At 59.9% G+C, this 22,352-nt stretch carries 17 protein-coding genes; 10 read left to right on the forward strand and 7 right to left on the reverse strand.

What is annotated here, in order from left to right:
• Nucleotides 1-8: 8 nt before the first annotated feature.
• Entirely contained in the window at nucleotides 9-815 is an 807-nt protein-coding gene (locus VM554_06600) for a lysophospholipid acyltransferase family protein (protein HVJ08034.1), read from the forward strand.
• Nucleotides 816-896: 81 nt separating this feature from the next.
• Here the strand turns inward: VM554_06600 and VM554_06605 are convergent, their stop codons facing one another.
• Complete coding sequence (locus VM554_06605) at nucleotides 897-1,997, reverse strand: LacI family DNA-binding transcriptional regulator (GenBank protein HVJ08035.1); 1,101 nt, start codon at nucleotides 1,995-1,997, stop codon at nucleotides 897-899.
• Between the two features lie 132 nt (nucleotides 1,998-2,129).
• Between VM554_06605 and VM554_06610 the strand changes: the two genes are divergently transcribed.
• The gene (locus tag VM554_06610; protein ID HVJ08036.1) at nucleotides 2,130-2,351 is read left to right on the forward strand and encodes a DUF4383 domain-containing protein; all 222 of its coding nucleotides are present in this window, start codon (nucleotides 2,130-2,132) and stop codon (nucleotides 2,349-2,351) included.
• A gap of 46 nt (nucleotides 2,352-2,397) precedes the next feature.
• On the opposite strand, the gene VM554_06615 is transcribed toward VM554_06610, so the two are convergent.
• Nucleotides 2,398-3,261 carry a glycoside hydrolase family 16 protein gene (locus VM554_06615; protein ID HVJ08037.1) on the reverse strand — a complete coding sequence of 288 codons (864 nt, stop codon included), beginning with the start codon at nucleotides 3,259-3,261 and terminating at the stop codon, nucleotides 2,398-2,400.
• A gap of 168 nt (nucleotides 3,262-3,429) precedes the next feature.
• Here VM554_06615 and VM554_06620 point away from each other — a divergent pair, with 168 nt between their 5' ends.
• The 3 genes from VM554_06620 (at nucleotide 3,430) to VM554_06630 (ending at nucleotide 11,157) form a co-directional block, all read left to right on the forward strand.
• Nucleotides 3,430-4,590 carry a pyridoxal phosphate-dependent aminotransferase gene (locus VM554_06620; protein ID HVJ08038.1) on the forward strand — a complete coding sequence of 387 codons (1,161 nt, stop codon included), beginning with the start codon at nucleotides 3,430-3,432 and terminating at the stop codon, nucleotides 4,588-4,590.
• Between the two features lie 253 nt (nucleotides 4,591-4,843).
• The gene (locus tag VM554_06625) at nucleotides 4,844-6,670 is read left to right on the forward strand and encodes an ABC transporter ATP-binding protein (GenBank protein HVJ08039.1); all 1,827 of its coding nucleotides are present in this window, start codon (nucleotides 4,844-4,846) and stop codon (nucleotides 6,668-6,670) included.
• A gap of 14 nt (nucleotides 6,671-6,684) precedes the next feature.
• A complete protein-coding gene (locus VM554_06630; protein ID HVJ08040.1) occupies nucleotides 6,685-11,157 on the forward strand; it encodes a glucoamylase family protein in 4,473 nt (1,490 codons plus the stop codon).
• 13 nt (nucleotides 11,158-11,170) lie between these two features.
• Here VM554_06630 and VM554_06635 read toward each other — a convergent pair whose 3' ends face one another.
• Nucleotides 11,171-11,650, reverse strand: a complete 480-nt coding sequence (locus VM554_06635) for a glucosaminidase domain-containing protein (protein ID HVJ08041.1) — start codon at nucleotides 11,648-11,650, stop codon at nucleotides 11,171-11,173.
• Between VM554_06635 and VM554_06640 the strand changes: the two genes are divergently transcribed.
• The 5 genes from VM554_06640 (at nucleotide 11,639) to VM554_06660 (ending at nucleotide 19,378) form a co-directional block, all read left to right on the forward strand.
• Nucleotides 11,639-11,890 (forward strand): hypothetical protein, encoded by a 252-nt coding sequence (locus VM554_06640; protein HVJ08042.1) that lies wholly within the window; start codon nucleotides 11,639-11,641, stop codon nucleotides 11,888-11,890. The two genes, VM554_06635 and VM554_06640, sit on opposite strands and share 12 nt — an antisense overlap.
• The gene (purH, locus tag VM554_06645) at nucleotides 11,887-13,470 is read left to right on the forward strand and encodes a bifunctional phosphoribosylaminoimidazolecarboxamide formyltransferase/IMP cyclohydrolase (GenBank protein HVJ08043.1); all 1,584 of its coding nucleotides are present in this window, start codon (nucleotides 11,887-11,889) and stop codon (nucleotides 13,468-13,470) included. The genes VM554_06640 and purH overlap by 4 nt, the downstream gene beginning before the upstream one ends.
• A gap of 179 nt (nucleotides 13,471-13,649) precedes the next feature.
• A complete protein-coding gene (locus VM554_06650; protein HVJ08044.1) occupies nucleotides 13,650-15,899 on the forward strand; it encodes an FUSC family protein in 2,250 nt (749 codons plus the stop codon).
• 184 nt (nucleotides 15,900-16,083) lie between these two features.
• Entirely contained in the window at nucleotides 16,084-18,183 is a 2,100-nt protein-coding gene (locus VM554_06655) for a tetratricopeptide repeat protein (protein HVJ08045.1), read from the forward strand.
• Nucleotides 18,184-18,220: 37 nt separating this feature from the next.
• Nucleotides 18,221-19,378, forward strand: a complete 1,158-nt coding sequence (locus tag VM554_06660) for a deoxyguanosinetriphosphate triphosphohydrolase (protein HVJ08046.1) — start codon at nucleotides 18,221-18,223, stop codon at nucleotides 19,376-19,378.
• A gap of 38 nt (nucleotides 19,379-19,416) precedes the next feature.
• Here VM554_06660 and VM554_06665 read toward each other — a convergent pair whose 3' ends face one another.
• The 4 genes from VM554_06665 to VM554_06680 all read right to left on the reverse strand — a co-directional run bounded on the left by VM554_06665 (nucleotide 19,417) and on the right by VM554_06680 (nucleotide 22,348).
• Nucleotides 19,417-20,457 (reverse strand): Asd/ArgC dimerization domain-containing protein, encoded by a 1,041-nt coding sequence (locus VM554_06665; protein HVJ08047.1) that lies wholly within the window; start codon nucleotides 20,455-20,457, stop codon nucleotides 19,417-19,419.
• A complete protein-coding gene (pssA, locus tag VM554_06670) occupies nucleotides 20,454-21,311 on the reverse strand; it encodes a CDP-diacylglycerol--serine O-phosphatidyltransferase (protein HVJ08048.1) in 858 nt (285 codons plus the stop codon). The genes VM554_06665 and pssA overlap by 4 nt, the downstream gene beginning before the upstream one ends.
• Nucleotides 21,308-21,973 (reverse strand): phosphatidylserine decarboxylase family protein, encoded by a 666-nt coding sequence (locus VM554_06675; GenBank protein ID HVJ08049.1) that lies wholly within the window; start codon nucleotides 21,971-21,973, stop codon nucleotides 21,308-21,310. The genes pssA and VM554_06675 overlap by 4 nt, the downstream gene beginning before the upstream one ends.
• Nucleotides 21,974-22,129: 156 nt before the next feature.
• The gene (locus VM554_06680; protein ID HVJ08050.1) at nucleotides 22,130-22,348 is read right to left on the reverse strand and encodes a DUF465 domain-containing protein; all 219 of its coding nucleotides are present in this window, start codon (nucleotides 22,346-22,348) and stop codon (nucleotides 22,130-22,132) included.
• Nucleotides 22,349-22,352 lie beyond the last annotated feature (4 nt).

A 22,352-nucleotide genomic window follows, 5' to 3' on the forward strand; every position in this document is an offset into this window, starting at 1 on the left:
ATAGAAAGATGTTGAAGACTCTTCGGGGACTGGTTCGGCTCGTCATTTTACTCGGCTCTCTGGTGCAGGCAATGGCTAGCCTTTGGCTGCTGATTCTGCGGAACAGGGGCCACATCAGCACACGACAACGCGCAGAGGCGGTGCAGCGCTCCTGCCGCATGCTGCTGCGCCGGTTGTCGATCGAGCTCGACCTCCATGGCCAGCCTCCGAGGGACGGGCTGATCGTCGCCAATCATCTGAGCTTCCTCGACATTTTGGTCTTCGGAGCGGCGACCCCGTGCATCTTCATCTCCAAGATCGAAGTGTTACGGTGGCCGTTATTTGGACGGGCCGGAGCGCTGGCCGGAACGGTGTTTGTCGATCGCTCCCGCAGCGCGATCGGTAGCGACGCGACGGCACGAGTAGAAGAACTACTTAGAGAAGGCGTGTGTGTCGTGCTCTTCCCCGAGGGTACGAGCACAGACGGATCGCATGTGCTGGCTTTCTATTCCTCATTTTTTGAGCCGGCGGTACTGAGTCACTCCCGGATCACGGCAGCCGCAGTGGGCTATCCGCGGGGCGAGGGCTATATCGAGAGCGATATCTGCTATTACGGCGACATCACCTTCTTTCCTCGCCTGCTGGAAACGCTGAAACTGCGCCGGGTAGTCAGCCGACTCGACTTCGCCCAGCGGGGAGTGATTTACGAGAATCGGAAGGAAGCCGCGAGGCACACACGAGCAGAGGTGATCGCTCTGCGGGATCGGCAGATCGCTGCCAGCACCGGCGTTGCGGAAGCGATGCCGCAACCTGCTCACCCGGTAGTCGCAGGTTAGAGCAGAAACGGCAGCATTCCACCTGGGAAGCATCCGGTAACTCCCGTTGCCTTGGTGACAGTTGCCGCGTCGTCGCCGAGTCTAGCTCTCGAGTCTCTTGCGGGTACGAGTGGATCGAGGGGTGGAAAAGGTGCTGGTCTTTCTCGCCGGTCCTGTCGATTCCCTGACAACGAGACTGGTGGAGATGGGATGCTTGCGACCCGTTGACTTCGCCACATCTGGTTCCACCTGCGCCTGCAGGGCATGGAAGGCCGCCTGAGCGATCTCCACTCCGGAGAGCCGGATGGTAGTAAGCGGCGGCAAGGTGTACTCCGAGAAATGAATATCATCGAGGCCAATGACCGAGAGATCCTCGGGAACGCGGACCCGAGCGTGATATGCAGCCTTGAGCACGCCGATGGCTGTCATGTCGTTGGAGCAGAGGATCGCGCTCGGATTCTCTTTCTGCGCGGCTATCTTCTGGAAGCCGCGGACTCCCGACTCCATCGTATGATCGCCTTCGATCATCCACGAATCGCGGAGAGGGAGTTTGAACTCCTTCAGGGCCTGGAGGAAGGCATCGCGGCGGCTGCGCGCCGAGTGCAGCGCCAGAGGTCCGCTGATAAAGGCAATGCGCTGATGGCCAAGCTTTACAAGGTGCTCGACAGCCAGACGAAATCCCATCTTATAGTCAAGCAGCAGGGTGCTGACGTGAGGACTGTCGAGAAGAAACTCGGTGAGCACCAGGGGAACCTTACGCTCGCACAACTGCTGCAGCAGCGGTTCTTCCACGCCGAAGGTCATCACTGCGACGCCCTCCACCTTCCGCTCCAACATGCGGCGGATACAGAGGTTCATGCGCCGAGGATCGTTGTTAGAGGAGCTGACGAGCATCTCGAATCCGTTTTTGACGGCGATGTCTTCAAAGCCCTGCACCAGTTCCGGGAAGAAGGGATTGGTGATCTCGGGCACGATCAGTCCAAAGATGCGGCTGCGACCGGAGACCAGACTGCGGGCCTGCGTATTCGGATAGTAATTGAGCTCGTGAATAGCCTTCCAGACGCGCTCGGCCAGCACCGGGCTCACTGTCGGGATCGAATTTATCGTTCTGGAAACCGTGGCGATGGAGACACCCGCTTTTTGTGCCACGGTGCGAATGTCCAGCTTCGTGCGAGAGCTCTTGCGCTTCCGGAGTGGTGTCACGCATAGATCTTATCCCGTGCGCGGCATCTGGGAAAAGCTTTTCTCTTCCCCTGGAGAGCCTAACCTCCGCTATACATCCTCATCGCAGCGGAATCGCATCCCATCGACTTCATAAGGAACCGGAGCTGAAAGATGAAACCTTCCATGGTAGTTGGCATTCTGCTGGTGGTGCTTGGTATCGCGGGTTTCGTGGTGGGTGGATTTAGCTATACCCACGAGAAAAAAGATGTCGATCTGGGTTCGCTGCAGATTCAGCATAAAGAAACACGGGTTTTTCCCATCTCTCCCTGGCTCAGCGCGCTGGTAGTTATCGGCGGCGTAGCGATGGTGATCGTAGCAACCAAATCCAAATAGCAATCCGCAAAGACGCAGTCCCCATCGCAGGCAGAGCGGGTCGGCTCTATTTTGCGGGTGCGCTCCAGACGCGCACATAGTCCACCAGCATCTCCTGCGGGAAGACAGTGGTAGCGTTGGGAGGTCCTGGCCAGTCGCCGCCCACGGCGACGTTGAGGATGAAGAATGCCTTGCCATTGTCGAAGGGCCACACCGCGCCAGCCGGCAGACTGTCCGGGGTAAAAGTAGCGTAAACATTGCCTGGGCTATCGATGTAGTAAGCGATCTTCTTCGCCGTCCAGATCATTCCATAGATGTGAAAGTCATCAGAGAATTTGGCTGTTCCCGGAAGGGTATAGGACTGACCGAGTATGCCGCCCGTGAAGCCGGGGCCATGCACGGAGCCGTGGTTTACAGAAGGTGTTGAGCCGATGGTCTCCATAATGTCCTGCTCGCCGCAGGCCGGCCAGCCGACAGAGGAGATACGATCGCCCAACATCCAAAACGCCGGCCAGATTCCCTGCCCGACGGGCATCTTGATGCGCGCTTCAATGCGGCCATACTGAAAGCTCTTCAATCCCTTAGTCCTGATCCGGGCCGAAGTGTAGTTGTCCCTGGCATCTTTGCGGGCAACGATGTGGAGATACCCATCCGTACCGACGAAGCTGTTTGGCTGGGCCGGATCGCAAGGCGGCTTACTCGATCCATAGGCGCAGTAATGCTCCAGTTCGTGGTTCCCCCAGCCTCCGACTCCGGTATCGAAGGTCCAGACAGCTGGGTTGGGAGCGCTCGGCGCGGTGGCATTGAAGTCCTCGCTCCACAGCAGCGCCTCCTGCTGCGTGGCCGGGGATAGCGGCGCGGCGCAAACAACCCCTCCGCAGCCGAGGCAGAGGATCAAACGAGCAACCGGCAAAAGTCTTTTCCGAATCATTCTGCAGCCCCTTCCCCCAAGGCACTTCATCAGCAGCGGCAGAGATGCGTCCGCGTTCCGTCCCAACCAATTAGTGCCTGGAGAGCACTCAACATTCAACGTAAGGAGGGGAGCGATGTCAAACGCGATTCCTGGCTGCGCTTTTCGTGGTAGATATGAAGGATGCGTGTGGATTCTCTTCGCTTGAGCGAGATCTCCCAGGACGTGATGCAGTCGGAGATTCGTGCGATGTCAGTGGAATGTGACCGGGTCGGCGGCATCAACCTGGCGCAGGGAGTGTGCGACACTCCCATCCCGGATGAGGTACTGGAAAGCGCCCAGCGGGCGATTCGCGACGGCTACAACATGTATACGCGGGCTGATGGCATCGCGCCTTTGCGGGAGGCAATCGCCGCCAAGCTGGAGCGCCACAACGGCCTGACCGTAGATCCGGAAGATGAGATCATCGTCACCTCCGGTGCAACCGGCGCGTTCAACTCCGCCTGCCTTGCGCTGCTCGATCCGGGGGATGAGGTGTTGCTCTTTGAGCCCTTCTACGGCTACCACGTGCACACGCTGCTGGCTCTTCGCGTGAAGCCGGTCGCCGTTCCGCTGGAGGAGCCGGGCTGGGAAATCAACTTTGCACGGCTGCGCAGCGCAGTTACACCGAGAACCCGCGCCATCGTCCTCAACTCCCCATCGAATCCCTGCGGAAAGGTCTTCTCGCGGAAAGAGATGGAAGCGATAGCAGAAATTGCGCTGGAGCATGATCTTTTCGTATTGACGGACGAGATTTACGAATACTTCCTCTATGACGGCCTGAAACATATCAGCATGGCCACGGTTCCCGGCATGGCGGAGCGCACGATTTCCATCTCTGGCTTCTCCAAGACCTTCAGTATCACTGGCTGGCGTCTGGGCTACCTGGCTGCGAGCCGCAAATGGGCGGCAGCCATCAGCTACTTTCACGATCTGACGTATGTATGCGCGCCCTCACCCCTGCAACACGCAGCCGCGCACGGCCTGTTGCAGTTGCCACAGTCTTTCTACGATTCGCTTGCAACGGAATATCAGCAGAAGCGGGACGAGCTTTGTGCGGCTCTGAACGCCGCAGGGCTTATGCCCTCGGTGCCTGCCGGCGCCTACTACGTTCTGGCAGACGCCACCAGGCTCGAAGGAGCAACGGCGAGGCAGAAAGCGCGGACACTGCTGGCAAGAACCGGCGTGGCCGCCGTAGCCGGTACAGCCTTCATGCACGACGGTCGCGGAGAGAATCTGCTGCGCTTCTGCTTTGCCAAGAAGGGGCCGGATCTGGCCCGCGCCTGCGCGTCGCTGAGAAGCCTGGCGTGATGATTCGCTGGCGTGATGAACTCGTAACGGATAACGTCCGCACACGCAACAGATAAAAAGCTCACGGCATCCAATTGCGTGTTAACTTTGCGCGTGAAATCATCCCTTACTGCGCTCTGAATGGAACAGGTTAAGGGCGGATCTTCGAAACGGAATGACTGCGCCGGCCCGGCCACTCCGGACATGCACCGAAGATGACCGCGTAAATGATCTCCGGACTGGCCGCTGAAACGGCCGAGGGTGCTCCCACGCAATGACTGAAACCGATGCACAGAGTATGCGCAGCGCCTGGGGAGACCGCCTCCGCGCCCTGAAGAATATCCCGCCGGTGTTGCACATTGTCTGGGAGTCGGGGCCTGCTGTGGTCAGTTGGAACCTGACTCTGCGGGTGGTTATCTCCTTCCTGCCGATCTGTCTGGGGAAGGTGGCGCAATACATCGTCGATGGCGTCAACCGGGTAATCAGCTATCACCAGCCGCTCGCACCGCGCTTCTGGTGGCTGGTGGTTCTGGAGCTGAGCCTGGCGGTACTGGCAGGCTTTCTTACGCGGCTGATCGATTATTGCGACAGTCTGCTGGCAGACCGCTATACCAACCACGTCAGCGTCGAAGTCATGCGCCAGGCTGCTGCCCTGGATGTAACCGCGTATGAAGACCCAGTCTTCTACGACCGGCTGGAGCGGGCCCGGGTGCAGGCGACGGATCGACTGGGAATGATCCAGTCGATGGGACGTCTGCTGCAACAGGTAGTCACGACGGTTACATTTTCCGCGGCGCTGCTGTACTACTCCCCATGGCTGCTGCTGCTGTTGATTGCGGGCGTTCTCCCCGCCTTCCTGGGCGAGAGCCACTTTGCGTTTCTGGGTTACGCAAAGAATTTCCGCCAGACGCCCATGCGACGCCAGATGGATTATCTGCGGCAGGTGGGCGGCAGCAAGGAAGCGGCAAAGGAGCTGAAGCTCTTTGGCTTAAGCAGCTATCTGACCAACCGCTTCGCGCAACTATCACAGGCCATTTACAAGGAAAACATCGCCCTCTCGCGGAAGCGGCTTTTTGTTGGCGGCCTGCTCTCGATTGTGGGCACGCTCGGCTACTACGGCGCGTACACCTATGTGATCTGGCGAGCGATTCACGGGGCGTATTCGATCGGCACCCTCACCTTTCTTACCAGCGCGATCGTGCAGGCAAGCTCCAATATTCAGCAGGTGTTTTCGACGATCTCGAGCATTGCCGATCAGGCTCTCTTCCTCACCGACCTGATTGCCTTCTTTGCCATGAAGCCGCTGGTCGAGTCGAAGCCGGGAGCCCTGCCGATTCCCCGGCCGATTCGGCGAGGCTTTGAATTTCGCGATGTGTCGTTTGCGTATCCGGGCAGCCCGCGCCGCATCTTGAAGAACTTCAATTTCCACCTGGCGCCGGGCGAGCGGATCGCGCTGATCGGGGAAAATGGCCAGGGAAAAACCACCATCGTCAAGTTAATTACGCGGCTGTACGATCCTACGGAAGGCCAGATCCTGCTGGATGGGATCGATCTGCGCGAGTATTCCATCGAAGACCTGCACCATGAGATCGGTGTCATCTTTCAGGACTTTATGCGCTACGAAATGACGGCGCGGGAAAATATTGCCGTGGGCCGCATCGATAAGAATCCCACGCAGGAGGATATCGAGTATGCCGCGCACAAGAGCCTTGCCGACGGAGTCATTGCCAAGCTGCGCGGCGGTTACGACCAGATGCTGGGACGGCGCTTTGAGGGCGGCGTTGATCTGTCCGGAGGAGAGTGGCAGAAGCTTGCCCTGGCGCGGGCCTACCTGCGGGATTCGCAACTGCTGATTCTGGATGAGCCGACCGCGGCGCTCGATGCGCGCAGCGAGTTGGAGGTGTTTCAGCGCTTCGCCGAGCTGACGGAAGGTAAGATGGCACTGCTGATCTCGCATCGCTTCTCCACCGTTCGCATGGCGGACCGCATCGTAGTGCTGGAGGGCGGCAGGCTGGTGGAAGAGGGCAGTCACGACGCGCTCATCCGACTGAATGGCCGCTACGCCACCATGTTTGAAATGCAGGCTGCAAGTTACCGCTGATGGAAAAAGATCCAATGACCGAATACGCTCCGCAGGAAAACTTGTCCACAAAGTCTTTCGCCACGATCGACGAGACACAACTGCGCACTCACGCGCGGGATGCCTCCGCTCGCTGGCATGTGGACCATCGTCCCGCCGGACGCAGTACTTTTCCCCAGCGCGCGGAGGCGGTGCGCCAATCGCTGCTGAGCCTGAACGATTCTCTGGAGTCGATCGACGAGACGAGTCCGCTGTGGGAGCTTCGCGGCAACGCCAGGCTGCTGCGCTCCGCACTGTGGGATGAGCCCAGGGAAACGGTGCCAAAGCTGCCCAGGGTGCAATCCGAGGCAGGCGAGGAGCCGCGGATCATCACAATCGCCTCCTCATTCCTCGACGCTACAAATTCTTATTGGTCGTGGCCCGCCTTGCATATTTACATCGACGAATTGCAGCGCAGGGAGCCGCTGCAAATCGGAGAGGTGTGGAATCTGCCGACCGCGCTGCGCTTTGTGCTGCTGGAGCGCTGCCTGGGACAGATCGGGCAAATGATAGCCTCGCAGGCCACTGGATCGCGGACCGAATTGCTGATGCGTCGCCTGGACGCCATTCGCGAGATGGGCGAGTTGGATTGGACGCCTTTGATGGAGCCTCTGATCCACCTTGACGCTGTGCTGCATCGCGATCCATCGGGCGTCTATCCGCGAATGGATTTCGAAAGCCGCGATGCATATCGCCGGCGCATCGCCTTTGTCGCACGCTACTCCGAATCCACGGAGTACGAGGTAGCAAGCCATGTGCTGGAACTGGCAGAGGGAGCAAGGTCGTCGCCCTCCTCGAAGGATCCAAGAATGGAGCTGCGCCGCACGCACATCGGCTATTACCTGGTCGACGAGGGATTCCAGCATCTCGCTGCACGTGTCAGCTTTCATCCACCCTGGGCGGAGAGGCTGCGCATCCTTCTCCGAAAGCATCCGGACGAGTTCTACATTGGTGGAATCCAGGTGGCAACGATTCTGCTGATCGCCCTGATTGTGTTTCCGCTGGTGCCGGACTATTCCGTCTTTGGCTGGATGACGATCGCATTTCTTTTACTGCTGCTTCCCGCGGCGCAAGGTGCTGTCGACCTGGTGAACAGCATCACTACGGAGTTTTTGACAGCGGAGGCACTGCCCAAGCTCGATTTCAGCGAGGGGATTCCAGAGGAATCGACGACGCTGGTCGCCGTCCCAACTCTGCTGCTGAATGAAAAGCAGGTGCGCGGGCTCTTCGAGGACATGGAGATTCGCTTCCTGTCGAACCCCGATCCCAACCTTCACTTTGCCCTGCTCACCGATCTTCCCGACTCCGTCACGCAGCCGAATGAGAATGATTCCGATCCCCTGGTCGACCTTGCCGTAGAGCTGGTGGACGAGCTGAACCGCCGCCATAAGGGACGCAACGTGGGATCCTTTCTACTGCTGCACCGCCACCGCATCTTCAATGCAAGACAAGGTGTGTGGATGGGCTGGGAGCGCAAGCGAGGGAAACTGCTGGATCTCAACCAGTACCTCCACTCGGATTACGACAGCTTTCCCGTGAAGGCGGGGAACCTTGAAGTGCTGTCGCAGGTGCGCTATGTCATCACGCTCGACTCCGATACGCAATTGCCGCGCGGCTCTGCGCACAGGATGATAGGCGCTCTAGCACACCCGCTGAACCGGGCAATCATCGATCCCAATCTGCGCATTGTTACCTCGGGGTACGGAATCCTGCAGCCGCGAATCGGTGTCAGCGTGCAATCGGCAGCACGCTCCAGACTGGCGGCAATCTACTCTGGAGAAACGGGACTCGATATTTACAGCCGGGCCGTTTCGGATGCGTACCAGGACCTCTACCGCGAAGGTATCTTCACCGGCAAAGGAATTTACGAAGTCTCCACCCTGCACAAGGTCCTCGACCGCCGCTTCCCGAGGAATTCCCTGCTGAGCCACGACCTGATCGAAGGAGCTTACGCGCGTGCAGGACTGCTGAGCGACGTGGAGCTCATCGATGACTATCCGTCGCACTACAGCGCCTACACGCGGCGGCAACATCGCTGGGTGCGAGGGGACTGGCAGATCGCGCAGTGGCTGTTCCAACTGGTGCCGGATGAGTCAGGACACTGGGGACGGAATCCCATTAGCACCATCTCGCGCTGGAAGATTCTGGATAACCTGCGTCGCTCGCTGGTGCAGCCATTCACCTTCTTTCTGCTGATGGCGGGATGGCTTGGGCTTCCCGGAGGTCCGCTCTACTGGACCATTGCAACGCTGTTTGTGCTGTTCGTTCCCAGCCTTCTGCAACTCGGCTTCAGCATCCTGCGAATGCTTCGGAACCCCGCCAAAGGCGCAACGCGAGAGGTCTTCGCCGACTTTCTGCAGGCGGCTGGACTGGCATTTCTCAATCTGGTTTTCCTGCCGCATCAGACGCTTCTCTCGCTGGATGCGATTGTGCGTTCGCTCGTGCGGCGTTTTGTTACCGGGCAGCGATTGCTGGAGTGGGAGACAGCAGCGCAGGCCGAATCCAACGCCAAGCGCGTAACCCCCGTGGACCGCTATCTGAAAGCGACCGTCCCGCTGACCATCGGATTGGCGCTGCTGATAGGAGCTGTGCATCTCCACGCGCTTGAGGTTGCGGCTCCTGTGCTGCTGCTCTGGATTTCGGAGAGCGGCATTACCCTCTGGTTGAATCAGCCGCCACGCGAAGATGACTCCGGAAAACTGGGCAGGCAGAGCGAAGAGTTTGCCCGTCAACAGGCACTGCTGATGTGGCGCTACTTCCGTCAGTTCGGAGACAGGGAGCACAACTACCTGATTCCCGATAATGTGCGCGAAGAGGGTATGGTCGCCGCGCCGCGTACCTCGCCAACCAATATCGGGCTGTTGCTGAACGCGCGCCAGGCTGCCTGCGAACTGGGCTATATCACTCTGCCCGAATTCGCCTTCCTCACCGAGCAGAGCCTGAGCAGCATTGGAAGACTCGTGCGTTACCGCGGGCATCTCTATAACTGGTATGACACGCGCACGCTTGCGATCCTCGCGCCAGCGGTCGTCTCCACCGTGGATAGCGGCAACCTAGCGGCATCGCTTTACACTCTTGACGCCGGGATTCGTTCCCTCCTGCACGAGCCGCTCCTCTCCAGAAAGCTCTTTCGCGGGCTGGAAGATATTTTGAAACTACCATGGTTACAAAATGTTTTTCCCGCCATGCCGGCCAGAGAAGCATCGACCGAAGCATGGCTTCGCTGGGCAATCAGCATTGAGGAAGAAGAAGAGGCGGGCTCCCGTGAATCGGGCGTACTGGAGCAGGCGGACACGCGCTGGTGGCGCGCCGAAGCCCTTGCCCGAATCCGTGCGATTACCTCCCTGGCGCATGACTACCTGCCCTGGATGCTGCCGGAGTTCGCTCCTCTGCGGACCATATCCAGCATGGGGATCAACAGTTACGTGGCTCCCCCATTGAAGAAGACAGCCGCCTTTGCCTTTGAGCTGGATGCCGCGCTGCAAAGGAACTGGGCCACTCTGGACGAAGAGTCGCCCAATCTCGTGCTGGGAGAACAACTGCGCGCGCTGCTGCCGGAGGCGACACGTCGCCTGCAGGAGTTGACCGAGAGTCTTCGCGCCATATCGCAGGATGCCTGCCGGAACGTCGAGGAGATGGAGTTCGGCTTCCTGCTCAATCACTCGCGAAAGCTGCTGTCGATCGGTTATGAGGTCACCGAAGGCCGCCAGCTTGCCTCCTGCTACGATCTGCTGGCATCAGAAGCGCGCACTGCCTGCTTTATCGCCATCGCAAAGGGCGACATCCCTCAGCAGATCTGGTTCCGCATGGGCCGGGGGCATACCATAGCCTTCGACCGTCCCATCCTGCTCTCCTGGACCGGCACGATGTTCGAATACATGATGCCCGCGTTGTGGATGCGTAGCTATCCCAATACGCTGATGAGCCGTACCTTGCGGGCGAATGCCGAAATCCAGATCGCCTTCGGAAACAAGTACAGGATTCCCTGGGGGATCTCCGAGAGTGGCTATGCAACGCAGGATACCGAAGGAAACTACCAGTACTACGCCTTCGGTATTCCAGAGATCGCCTTAAAAGGAACTCCGGCGGCAGGGCCTGTGGTTTCGCCCTACTCCAGTTTCCTGGCACTCGGGGTGGCGCGGTCGGACGCGCTACACAATCTGCACTGGATGCAGCAGGCAGGCTGGTCCGGGGCCTTCGGACTCTATGAGGCGGCGGATTACTCCGACTCACTGGCCCGGCCCGTTCTGGTGCGCGAGTGGATGGCGCATCACCAGGGCATGTCGCTGCTGGCAGTCTTGAACCTGCTGCGCGATAACGTGGTCCAACAGTGGTTCCACGAGAATCCCGCGATCCAGGCCACGGAGTTGCTCCTGCAGGAGAAGGCCATGCGCACCAGCATAATACGAGCCGCGCATCAGAAACTGCAGGAGCACGCTGCTACCTCGCGGTTACGCAAAGGCGCATAGCACCGCCCTGCAATCAGGCCTGGCGCAGGGATGGCCCAAGGCATGCCTGGTGGGCGTCATAAATTGCGAGCACCTTGCTGGCGCGAGCCGGGTCTGTCGACCAGGTTTGTGATACTTCAAGGACGAACTGCCTTCCACTGGTCGCGGCCAGCGCCGCGGCGTAGTGCGGATACATCCTGCTCGCTGCGACGAGCAGGTGCATACGGGCCTGGAAACACGCATTCCAGTCCGGAAAGCTGGCCCAGCTTGCGTTGACCGTCACCCATTTGCCATGCAGATATTCGCGAGTGGGAAGCGATATCGTCTGCAACACAGGCGAGCTCGATGGAAGCTGCTTCTGCCCAAAGAGATTGTTTGCAGCGATGGCCAGCCGGGACTGGCCCCAGGCAGATTCGAGCGCTGCCTCACAAGCCGCATACTCGGGGAATATATGCCCCGCCGCGTGGGCCGCGAACGCGGCTTTCTGCAGAAAGGCTTCCTGTTGGAACGCCATGACTTCTCTCCTGAAAAGAAAAGGGCGACGCAGCCGGAATGGCTTCGTCGCCCTGTATTCATTCTTTCAGGGGGCGATAGAAAATGTGCCAAGCGCCTGGATTTTGCATGGCCCGGCGATTGGATTCCGCAGATTTCAGCGAGTTCCGTTTCCCGCGAAAAGGCGGCAACTTATACAATCAACTTTCGCCCGGAATCTGAACCGGATCTGTGGCAGGCGTTGGAAAGGACACACGATTGAGCGGGATAAAGCATGTTAAGCGAGCGTTGCTGAGTGTTACCGACAAGACCGGATTGGTAGAGTTCGCACGGCAATTGGCGAGCCACGGCGTGGACCTGGTTTCCACCGGCGGCACGGCGCGAGCCCTGCGCGAAGCGGGATTGCAGGTAAAGGACATCTCGGAGCTGACGGGCTTTCCGGAGATGCTCGATGGCCGTGTGAAGACGCTGCACCCGCGCGTCCACGGCGGCATCCTCTACATACGCGGCAAGGCGGAGCACGAGGCCGCGGTGGCGGAGCACGGCATTCTGCCCATCGATATGGTGGTGGTCAATCTCTACGCCTTTGAGAAAACGGCCTCGCGGCCGGGCGCTGCCTTCGAGGATGTGATCGAGAACATCGATATCGGCGGGCCCTCGATGGTGCGCTCCGCGGCAAAGAACTTCGAGGACGTGGCCATCGTGACGTCGGTCGGCGACTATGCGGCCCTGGGCGAAGAGTTGCAGGCCAACAGTGGCGGATTGAGCCGGGAGACGCGCTGGCGGCTGGCAAAGCAGGCCTTTGCCGTCACCGCAGCCTACGACACCGCGATCGCCAACACGCTGGAACGCGTTGAAGCGCCGGAGTCCGGCCATAAGCCCGTTCAGTTCTATGCATTGGATCGTGCCCCTTTCCCGGAGGCACTCAGAATCGCGTATCCGCTGGCGATGCACCTGCGCTATGGTGAGAATCCCCACCAGCGCGCAGCGCTCTACTCCGATGGCAGCACCACCGGGATCGCGGGAGCAACGCAGCACCACGGTAAAGAGCTGAGCTACAACAACCTTGTGGATCTGGATGCCTGCTGGGAGATGGTGCAGGAGTTCGACGAGCCGGCGGTAGTGATCGTCAAGCACACCAATCCCTGCGGAGCAGCAACCGCGGACTCTCTGGCTGAAGCCTATCGCAAGGCTCTGGCGACAGACCCGGTTTCCGCTTTCGGCGGAGTCATCGGCGTGAACCGCGCGCTGGATCTGGATGCCGCCGAGGAGATGGCCAAGCTGTTTGTCGAAGCAATTGTGGCTCCGTCGTTCACGCCGGAGGCCCTCGCCCGGCTGCAGGTGAAGAAGAATGTGCGCCTGATCGAGATTCGCCCGGCAGAGGCTTCGCGCGTCATCAAACAGGTGTCAGGCGGGCTCCTGTTGCAGGATGCGGATCGCGCCCGCACCACCCCTGACGAGCTGAAGGTAGTGACGGCTCGCACGCCCAGCAAGGAGGAGCTGCAGGCTCTGCTCTTTGCCTGGCGCATCTGCAAACATGTGAAGTCGAACGCCATCGTTTATGCGCGGGATGGGCAGACGCTGGGAGTGGGCGCAGGGCAGATGAGCCGCGTGGATGCAGCGAAATTCGGGGCGATGAAGGCGGTTTTGCCGCTGAAGAATTGTGTGGCTGCATCGGATGCCTTCTTCCCCTTCGCAGATGGCCTGGAGGCAGTTGCCGAAGCAGGAGCCACGGCGGTGATTCAACCCGGCGGTTCGGTGCGCGACAATGAGGTAATCGCCGCGGCCAACCGGCTCGGCGTTGCCATGGTCTTCACCGGGATTCGCCACTTCAAACACTAGAGAGCAGCAAGTCAGCGAACACGCGGTTAACAGATTGGACTCTGCCGGGGGCCTTGAGCTTTGAGTTCAGGCCCTCTGTGAGCGACCGATCTGCAAATCCACAGCGGCACACCTGCCTCTGGCCGACTTGCCGACCGCTTTTTAGCCGCTCGCGATGCGATACTTAGGCTATGGAGTGGGTGGAAACCATCAAGACCAGGCTCGAGGGAATCGCCTGGTTGCGAGCGCTTGACTGGTATCGCGGCTTGCGGGCAGGAACCGCGATCAGCGCTCCCCTGCTGGTGGGCGCCATGCTGAACCAGCCGGAGATGGCATGGGCTGGGCTGGGTGGCTTTGAAGCCATCATCGCGGATAAAGGCGGACCCTATCGCAGCCGTATCGCGAGCCTGGGGCTGCTGACTGTCGGTGGCGCCGCTGGGTGCATGCTGGGGACGCTCGTCGGCGGCACGCTGGCCTATGCCATTCCGGTAACAATTTTGTGGTGCCTGGCCTGGTCGTATCTGATGGTTCTGGGCGAGCCATTTGCCTCAGCAAGTCCTCTGATCGAGTTGATCTACGTCTGCGGTGTGGGAGCCCCGTCAAGTGACGTGAAGCTGGCCGCCACCCACGCAGGATTTCTGCTTCTGGGCGGCCTGTGGTCGATCCTGCTGTCTCTCTTTCTTTGGCCGATCGACCCCTACCGCCCGGCGCGATTTGCCATCAGCGACTGCTACCGCGAACTGGCCGGCTTCCTCGCCAGTATTCATGAGCTGAATCTCCGCAAGCAGGTGCGCGCCGCTGCCTGGCACCGGCTGGCACAGCATCACCAAAGCCGCTTGCGGCGGACACTGGAACGAGCGCGCCACGCTGTCTCCAGCGTGCGGGCGGAGAGCGACGCCGAGACCCTCCGCGGTCGCAACCTGATAGTGCTGCTGGAGTCGGCAGACATGCTGCTGGCGCGTTCCATCGCGCTGGCGGAATACATGGAGATGACCGCAACTCAGGATGCCTCGCCTTGCACCATGCGCGGCAAAAGCGCACTTTTGCTGCTGGAGCAGGCAGAGTCCTGGATCTCCGAGGTTCTGCGCGGCAACGTGGAGAAGATCGACGAGGAATTCCACACCTACGAAGCGCGGCTGCGGCGCATTCCCGTAGAGATGGCGCACTGCATGTCGGCGGACGACCTGCCGGGGCAGTTTCTGCTGCACCAGATCTCCGATGCCACGGAGAATCTTGAGACGGCGCTGGAGAGTGCGACAGCGGTGCGCACTGGCCAGGAGCCTCATCCCCGGCCAAGACTGCGCAAGAAGCAGGCCGCCGTGAAGCTGGAGCGTACCCCGCTGCGCCTGGAGCAGTTAGCCGCCAACTTCACCACCGACTCTCTTCTGCTGCGCCATGCCGCCCGGGTCGCCGTCGTCTGCACGGTCGACGTGTTTATTTTGATCTGGTTCAACATCAATCATGGCTACTGGATGATGCTGACCTCACTGATCGTCCTGCAACCGCATGTGGGAGGCACCTTCTACCGTTCGTTGCAACGGATTGGAGGCACAGTGGCAGGGGGAATTCTTGCAGCCGTTCTTGCGGTCTTTCTCCACTCCGAGGCGGCGATTGCCGCGGCGCTGTTTCCCCTGGGCTTCTTCGCGCTCGCCGTGCTGCCGGTAAGCTATTCCCTTTTCTGCTTTTTCTTAACGCCCACATTTGTCCTTGCGTTTCTGCCGTATGTGGGGGATTGGCAATTGGCCGGTGTTCGCATCATCAACACGATTCTGGGTGCGCTGATCGCAATGCTGGCGATGGCGGTTCTGTGGCCGACGCTGGAACGCCGACGCTTCGGAACCCAACTGCAACGCAGCCTGCAGGCGAATCGGCTATACCTGGAGCGGCTGCTGGCAAGCTGGCGGCAGGGCGATGCGGACGGAGCCGAATCCCGCTCGCAGGCAGTTGCCCAGGCGCGCCGGGGGATTGGGCTGGCCCACAACGACTCCGAAGACTCCCTGGACCGCCTGAGGCTGGAGCCGACATGGACCAGCCATGGCGGCATGAGAGGCGGCGAGCGGGCAACTGAAGCAGCGATTGCGTTTGTCACCTATCTGCGACGATTCGGGCAGAGCATTACCACCCTGGCCTCCCTTCCGGGGGAAGACAACTGGAAGCGCTCGCCGGAGGTGCAAGGGCGATTGGAGCGAATGAGCCAGGGGCTGACGCTGCTGGAGCACGCGCTGGAGGGAGAACCCGTGGACTGGGCGCAGATGCCGGAAGCCTCTCCTTTACCAGAGGCAGCCGCAAGCACCCTGCAGCACAATGGGCAACGCCAGGTCGTGCGCATGGAGCGGCAACTGGCCGTTTTGCAACGCTCGCTGCTGGCGATGGAGCGCGGCGGCCTGCTTGGCCGAAAGTCCGCGCTCCCCGCGGATTCAACTGTCGCCGAACCGACCGAGACGAGGTAACTTGGCACGCAGCATGCTGCCTCGCGGGCCAAAGATTCGAGAATTCTTCGAACCCATTCCCGGGTTACAATCGTCTTTAATAGAAGAGGAAGCTATAACGCGCTTCCTGGAGCCGGGAAAGCAGCAAAACAGTACGATCCGCACATTTCGCCGACAAAGCGGCCCGTCGCAGGATTGCCTAAAAATGACAACCAGCCCGAAATCGAAGCACGCCTCGCTAAATTTCCCTACGCCCTCCGCAATGCGGCTGGCAGCCATCACCCTGGCAATCGCAGCCTCTCTCTCTGCCGCTCCACTACGGGCTGAAGCCGCAAAATCCTCTACACCGGATCGGGCCAATTCGTACTATCACTTTGCCCTGGCTCACACGTATGAGGAGATGGCCACGACCTACGGCCGTCCGGAGTATGCCACGCGAGCGATCGAGGAGTACAAGCTGGCGTTGAACGCCGACCCCGAATCGCCCTACCTCAACAGCGGCCTGGCCGAGCTGTACTTCAAGACCGGCCGCGTGCGCGATGCGGTGCTGGCAGCCCAGGACATGATCAAGAAGGACCCGAACAGCCTGGAGGCACACAAGCTGCTGGGCCGGATCTACCTGCGCTCGCTGGGCGATGTCCAGAACAATTCCCCTTCGGAAAAGATGCTGGATCTGGCGATTTCCGAGTACAGCAAGATCGTCGAACTCGCGCCGAACGATATTGAGAACCGCCTGCTGCTGGGGCAGCTTTATTCGCTGGACCACAACACGGCCAAGGCGGAAGAGCAGTTCAAGACGGCGCAGAAGATCGATCCCAACTCCGAAGATGTTGTGCTGAACCTGGCTCGTCTCTACACGGATTCGGGCGACCTGCAGCATGCCGCAGCGGTTCTGACTTCGGTACCGGTAGAGGATCGCACGGCCAAGATGGAGTACGCCCTGGGCTCGACCTACGATCAGCTGAAGGACAACAAAAAGGCCATCGCCGCCTACCAGCGCTCGATCGACAACGACCCGGACAATCTCGATGCAGAGCGCGCGCTGGCGCAGAGCCTGCTGAATGACAATCAGCTCGAGCAGGCGCTGAAGATCTACATGGACATCTCCGCCGGCGACCCGCAAGACCCGCAGGCTTATCTGCGCATCTCCGAGATTGAACGCCGTCAGGGCAAGTATGAGCAATCCTTGGGTACTCTAAAGAAGGCGAAAGCCCTGGTAAAGGATTCACTAGAGATCAGCTTCAACGAGGCCCTGCTGTATGACTCGATGGGTCGGTATGACGACGCCACACAGATTCTAGAAAAGCTGGTGGCCAGCACCGCGCATGCCAACGACCAGTACTCGGAACTCGAAAAGAACAACCGCGCCATATTCCTGGAGCGGCTCGCCAACGTGTATCGCGAAGAGAACAAGACTCCGCAGGCGATCGATAGCTATAACAAGATGATCGCGATGGGCGGTGATTTTGCTGAGCGCGGATATCAGAGCAAGGTGGATGCGTATCGCGACGCGCGCATGTACACACAGGCGACTGCCGCCGCGCAGGACGCAGCGCAGAAGCTGCCCAAGGATCGCCAGATCAAGCTGATGCTGGCAGGGCAACTGGCGGACTCGGGGAAAGTTGACGAGGGTCTCGCGCTGGCGAAGTCACAGTTGAACGGCACCCCCGACGATCGCGAAACGTATCTGCAACTGGCACAGATCGACATCCGTCTGCGCCGCTGGAAGGACGCGAGCGATGCACTCGATAAGGCTGAGCCTCTCGCGACCAAGCAGGAAGAGAAGATTTATGTGTACTTCCTCCGCGGAACTATTGCGGAACGGCAGAAGCACTACGATGCGGCTGAGGAGCAGTTCCATAAGATTCTTGCGCTTGACGCCAACAACAGCATGACGCTGAACTACCTGGGATACATGCTGGCAGATCGCGGCGTTCGCCTGCCTGAGGCGGTGAAGATTCTCCAGCAGGCCGTCCTGCTGGATCCGCAGAATGGCGCCTATCTCGATTCTCTGGGCTGGGCATACTTCAAGCTTGGCCAGTACGGGCCAGCGGAGGAGTACCTGCGCAAGGCGCTGGAACGCCTGTCCACCGACCCCTCCGTTCACGACCACATGGGCGAGCTTTACGACAAGACGGGACGGCTGAAAGACGCCGCAGCACAGTGGGAACTGGCGCTGAAGGAATATGCGCGCTCCAGTCCAGCGGATGCCGAGCCAGGGGATGTGTCCAAGGTGGAAAAGAAACTGGAAGGCGCCCGCGTGCGGCTCGCCAAACACGAGACCACGGTGAGCGGCAAGAATTAGGCTTTTAACCGGAACACATCAGGAGAGCGGCTCCGACGTGACGACAGCCTCGACACCACTTGCGCATCTGCCGCTGGGCTGTCGGGTTGCAGACGGCGCGTGGGAACCGCTCACGCGGCGGCAGCATCCTGAGCCGCCACACCCCTACCGCTCCGCTTTCCAGAGAGATCGCGCCCGCATCATCCACGCCCGGGCATTTCGCCGTCTCGCAGGCAAAACGCAGGTTTTTACCGACCGCTTCTCCGATCACTTTCGCAGCCGCCTGACGCACACCATGGAGGTGGCTCAGATCGCGCGAACCATCGCCCATGCCCTGGGGTTGAACGAAGATCTGACCGAGGCGCTGGCACTGGTGCATGACATCGGCCATCCACCGTTCGGCCATGCCGGAGAGCATGCGCTGGATAAGGCTCTGCGCCAGCACGGGCTGAGCTTCGACCATAACCTGCACGCGCTGCGCATCGTGGAGTATTTCGAGCAGCGATACGCCGGCTTTCGCGGGCTGAATCTGACGCTTGGCGTGCGCGAAGGTATCGTCAAGCACTCGCACGACTATTCGGCGCAGGAGCATCCCGAGCTGGCAGAGTACTTTCTCGATCGGCGCCCGCCTCTCGAAGCGCAACTGATCGATCTTGCCGACGAGATTGCCTATCTGACCGCCGACCTCGATGACGGAATGGAGGCCGGCATCCTCGCGCTCAACCACGTGCGCGAGCATGTCCGCATCTTCGAACATTTCTACGTGGCCGTGCAGCAGCGATACCCCAAAGCGGATGAGAAGCTGGTCTTTAACGAGGCGCTGAAGTCGATGCTGAATGCACTGGCCGGAGATCTCATCGAGGAGACGCTTCGCCGGGTTTCCAGCGCGGGAATCACCTCGCTTGAGGAGATTCGCAACGCGCCCGAGCGGCTGGCCGCGCTCTCTCCGGAGATGGAGTCGCAGCGCATGGAGGCCAAAACCTACCTGTATGAGAACCTGTACCGCAGCGAAGATCTCTTGCGCGACCAGCACGACGCAGCGCAGATTATCCAGACCCTGTTCGATGCGTGGGTCGCAGACCCCAGGCTGATTCCGCCGGGGCACGAGATGGACATTGCGGAACAGGGAACAGCCCGCTTTGTGGCGGACTACATCGCGGGCATGACCGACAACTTCATCCTGAAACAATATGCACTGTGGCGGCGAGGCAACTAAGGCTCTGCCGCCCTTGCACGATTGCACCTTATTGAACCTTATTGCACTTGGCCATGAGGACGAAGCCGGCGCAGTTCGAGAGCGCAGGCAACAGCGTTGGCCGCTGCAAACTTGAGGTTGTCCACCGCAGCCCATATCCAGAACCGCTGCATTTTCTGGCCCTCATCGCCGCGCAGCCGGACCATGATGTCCTCCTGCCCGGCGGTGCTCAGGTTGCTGGGCGCATCCACGTCGCCTAGCACCACGTCGACATGTTCCCCGCTGAGCGCGGCCTCCACGTCTTCGAGCGAAACGGACTGTTCCATTTCCACTGCGATGGAGAAGGTGTGCCCATGGAAGACTGGCACGTGGATAAGCTGCATCGCGACCTGCGGGAGGCGTCCTCCGGAGAGCAATGCGTAATGCCGCCGAATCTCCGCCTCGGATGCAATAAGACTGACCCTGGCTGCCTCGCCCAGCACCGGCACGCAATTAAAGGCAACCTGGGTGTCGTAAATCTCACGCGGAAGGCTTTGAAACGAGAGCAGGCTGACGGTCTGCTGGTGCAGCTCGTCCATCGCGGCCCGCCCATATTCCGAGGCTGGTTCGAGGATCGTGGCGAAAGCGTTGCGCACGGCGGCCAGGTTCTTGAGCCGCAGCATCAGCAGCGCGAGAACGACGGCGGCGGGGTGAGCAGGAACCACGGCCGGCGTATGCAGATCCGGCGCCTCGGCAGGTGCGGAGCCGTTCATCTCCTCGCGCACCCACGGAGCGCGGATGAGCACATTGGGCTCACTCTCCAGCGCGCGGGTGAGGTCGATGATGCTGCTGCCGGCACGTTGCGCAGCCTTCCAGTGGCTGCGCGTCAGTTCGCGGCTGCCGCAGAAAAACGTGAAATCAATCTGCTCAAAGGAGTTCGGTTCCAGGCGCTGAATGAACGTGACCTCGTCGCCGACCGACTCGAGTTGACCGAGCGCCTCGTCGTCATCGAGCAGGAGAAAATCGGCTGCGGCAAAGGTGGACTCCCCCAGTGCCTCATTCAGTTCCTTGCCGCTCAGAGAGCCGGCACCAACGATTGCAATGCGATAGGTTGCTGTCATTCCGATGTCGAGGTATTGGGGTTAGAGACTTGAGGGGCGCCCGTGTTCCGGCCACGCTGCCAGGAGTAGGCCGCGCGTGCAAAGATGCCGGAAAACATGTAGACGAAGGAGAATAGAAAAAGAACGACGTGCGAGAACGCCACGATCGAATAGATGATCACGCCCATCAGAATCAGCACCTGAAAGGGATGCCGATTGACGAGATTGATCTCCTTGCCGCTCCAGAAGCGCCAGGTGCTCACCATCAGGAACCCCACCAGCGCGACCAGCACCATCCACGTAACAGCCAGCCACCAGTTGAAGATCGGGTTGCCATGGAAAAGATGCACCACCGAGGCAATCACGCCGGCAGCGGCAGGAATCGGCATGCCCACAAAGTATTTGCGGTCCGGCCGTCCGGGGTTTTTCGGTTGAGGATTATGGCTGATGTTGAACCGTGCCAGCCGCCCCGCCCCGCAGAGCAGAAATAGGAAACAAAGGAAAGCCCCGAACTCGACGAGCTTCTGCCGCAAAACGGGGTCGATCGACACCGGGAGCATGCTGAAGCCCCAGGTGAACGCGAGGACGCTGGGAGCGACGCCAAAGGTGATGACGTCCGCGAGCGAATCCAGCTCCTTGCCAAACTCGCTGGTGGTGTTCGTCATGCGGGCGATGCGGCCATCGAGCGCATCGAATGGGATGGCGAACCCGATCGCCAGAGCCGCATAATCAAAATGATGCGGCTGCGAGACGGAGCCTTGCAGGCACTGCGTGATGGCATAGTAGCCTGCGGCAATGTTGCCTGAGGTAAAGACCGAGGGGAGAATGTACATCCCCCGGCGCAAACGCTGCGAACGACGGTCGTCGCGATTCAAACCAATGCCTCCACTGCTTTATCCGTTGCAGGCATGGTACCCCCAGCGGGAATGATTTCGCCGAGGATCGAAGATCCCCCCTTGACCCGCTGCCCCTTAGCCACTCGGATGCGCACATTGGCGGGCAGCACCACGTCCACACGCGAGCCAAATTTGATGAGCCCAACGCGGCCGCCGCGCTCGACGCGATCGCCAACCTTGTAATTGAAGACAATGCGGCGCGCCAGCAGCCCGGCGATCTGCTTGAAGACAACCTCAACGCCTTCTCCTTCCACCGTCACAATGTTCTGCTCGTTCTGGTCGGCGGAGGCGGGATTCATTGCATTGAGATATTTGCCCTTCTGATACCGCACCTGTTGCAGCGTCCCGGTGATGGGACTGCGGTTGACATGCACGTCAAAGACGCTGAGAAAAATGCTGATTCGCTGGCGGGGACCGTCGGGAGTGTTGATATTTGCGACTTCGCTCACCAGGCCATCCGCCGGAGAGACAATCAATCCCTGCTCCGCAGGAATGGCCCGCTCAGGATCGCGGAAGAACCAGAGGAAAAACAATGCCAGCAGCACTGGAATCAAAGCCCAGATCCATCCATGCGTGAGCAGATACACGAGGACAGCAACCGCAAGCAGACCTATTCCGTAGTAATAACCGTCACGCACCATAGGGAGAACCTCGTCTGATTATAGAGGCCTTACCCGCTGCGCGTGCCAAGAGTCGTGCGAGCGATGGCACAAATATCCACCGCAACTTTGAGGACTGCGCCCTCGCTCGCTTTCAATCGAAACACTGCCGACGTGTTCTCAGTTAAGCGGACCCGGTTAAACCAGGTTCAGCGTTGCGTGCTGATTTCGCTTAGCGGTGATTTGATCCTTGAGGTGAAGTTTGAGTTTTTTCAGGCGGACTTCTTCAATTTTTTCGTCTTCGGAGAGGTAACGTTTGTGCACAAGGCTCTCAAGCTGCTCAGCGTAGTCATGATGTTCCTGCTCCAACCGGTGCAATTCCACGCTGAGCAGTTGTCCGTCGATTTCCTGATCCATGCCG

This window comes from Acidisarcina sp., from assembly GCA_035539175.1.
GTDB lineage: Bacteria > Acidobacteriota > Terriglobia > Terriglobales > Acidobacteriaceae > JANXZS01.

What these genes read in the sequence shown, in the direction of transcription:
- VM554_06630 (HVJ08040.1), top strand. Translation starts at nt 6,685, where the DNA reads ATGACCGAATACGCTCCGCAGGAAAACTTGTCCACAAAGTCTTTCGCC.
- VM554_06675 (HVJ08049.1), bottom strand. Translation starts at nt 21,973, where the DNA reads ATGGTGCGTGACGGTTATTACTACGGAATAGGTCTGCTTGCGGTTGCT.
- VM554_06625 (HVJ08039.1), top strand. Translation starts at nt 4,844, where the DNA reads ATGACTGAAACCGATGCACAGAGTATGCGCAGCGCCTGGGGAGACCGC.
- VM554_06680 (HVJ08050.1), bottom strand. Translation starts at nt 22,348, where the DNA reads ATGGATCAGGAAATCGACGGACAACTGCTCAGCGTGGAATTGCACCGG.
- VM554_06665 (HVJ08047.1), bottom strand. Translation starts at nt 20,457, where the DNA reads ATGACAGCAACCTATCGCATTGCAATCGTTGGTGCCGGCTCTCTGAGC.
- VM554_06610 (HVJ08036.1), top strand. Translation starts at nt 2,130, where the DNA reads ATGAAACCTTCCATGGTAGTTGGCATTCTGCTGGTGGTGCTTGGTATC.
- VM554_06635 (HVJ08041.1), bottom strand. Translation starts at nt 11,650, where the DNA reads ATGGCGTTCCAACAGGAAGCCTTTCTGCAGAAAGCCGCGTTCGCGGCC.
- VM554_06655 (HVJ08045.1), top strand. Translation starts at nt 16,084, where the DNA reads ATGACAACCAGCCCGAAATCGAAGCACGCCTCGCTAAATTTCCCTACG.
- VM554_06600 (HVJ08034.1), top strand. Translation starts at nt 9, where the DNA reads ATGTTGAAGACTCTTCGGGGACTGGTTCGGCTCGTCATTTTACTCGGC.
- VM554_06615 (HVJ08037.1), bottom strand. Translation starts at nt 3,261, where the DNA reads ATGATTCGGAAAAGACTTTTGCCGGTTGCTCGTTTGATCCTCTGCCTC.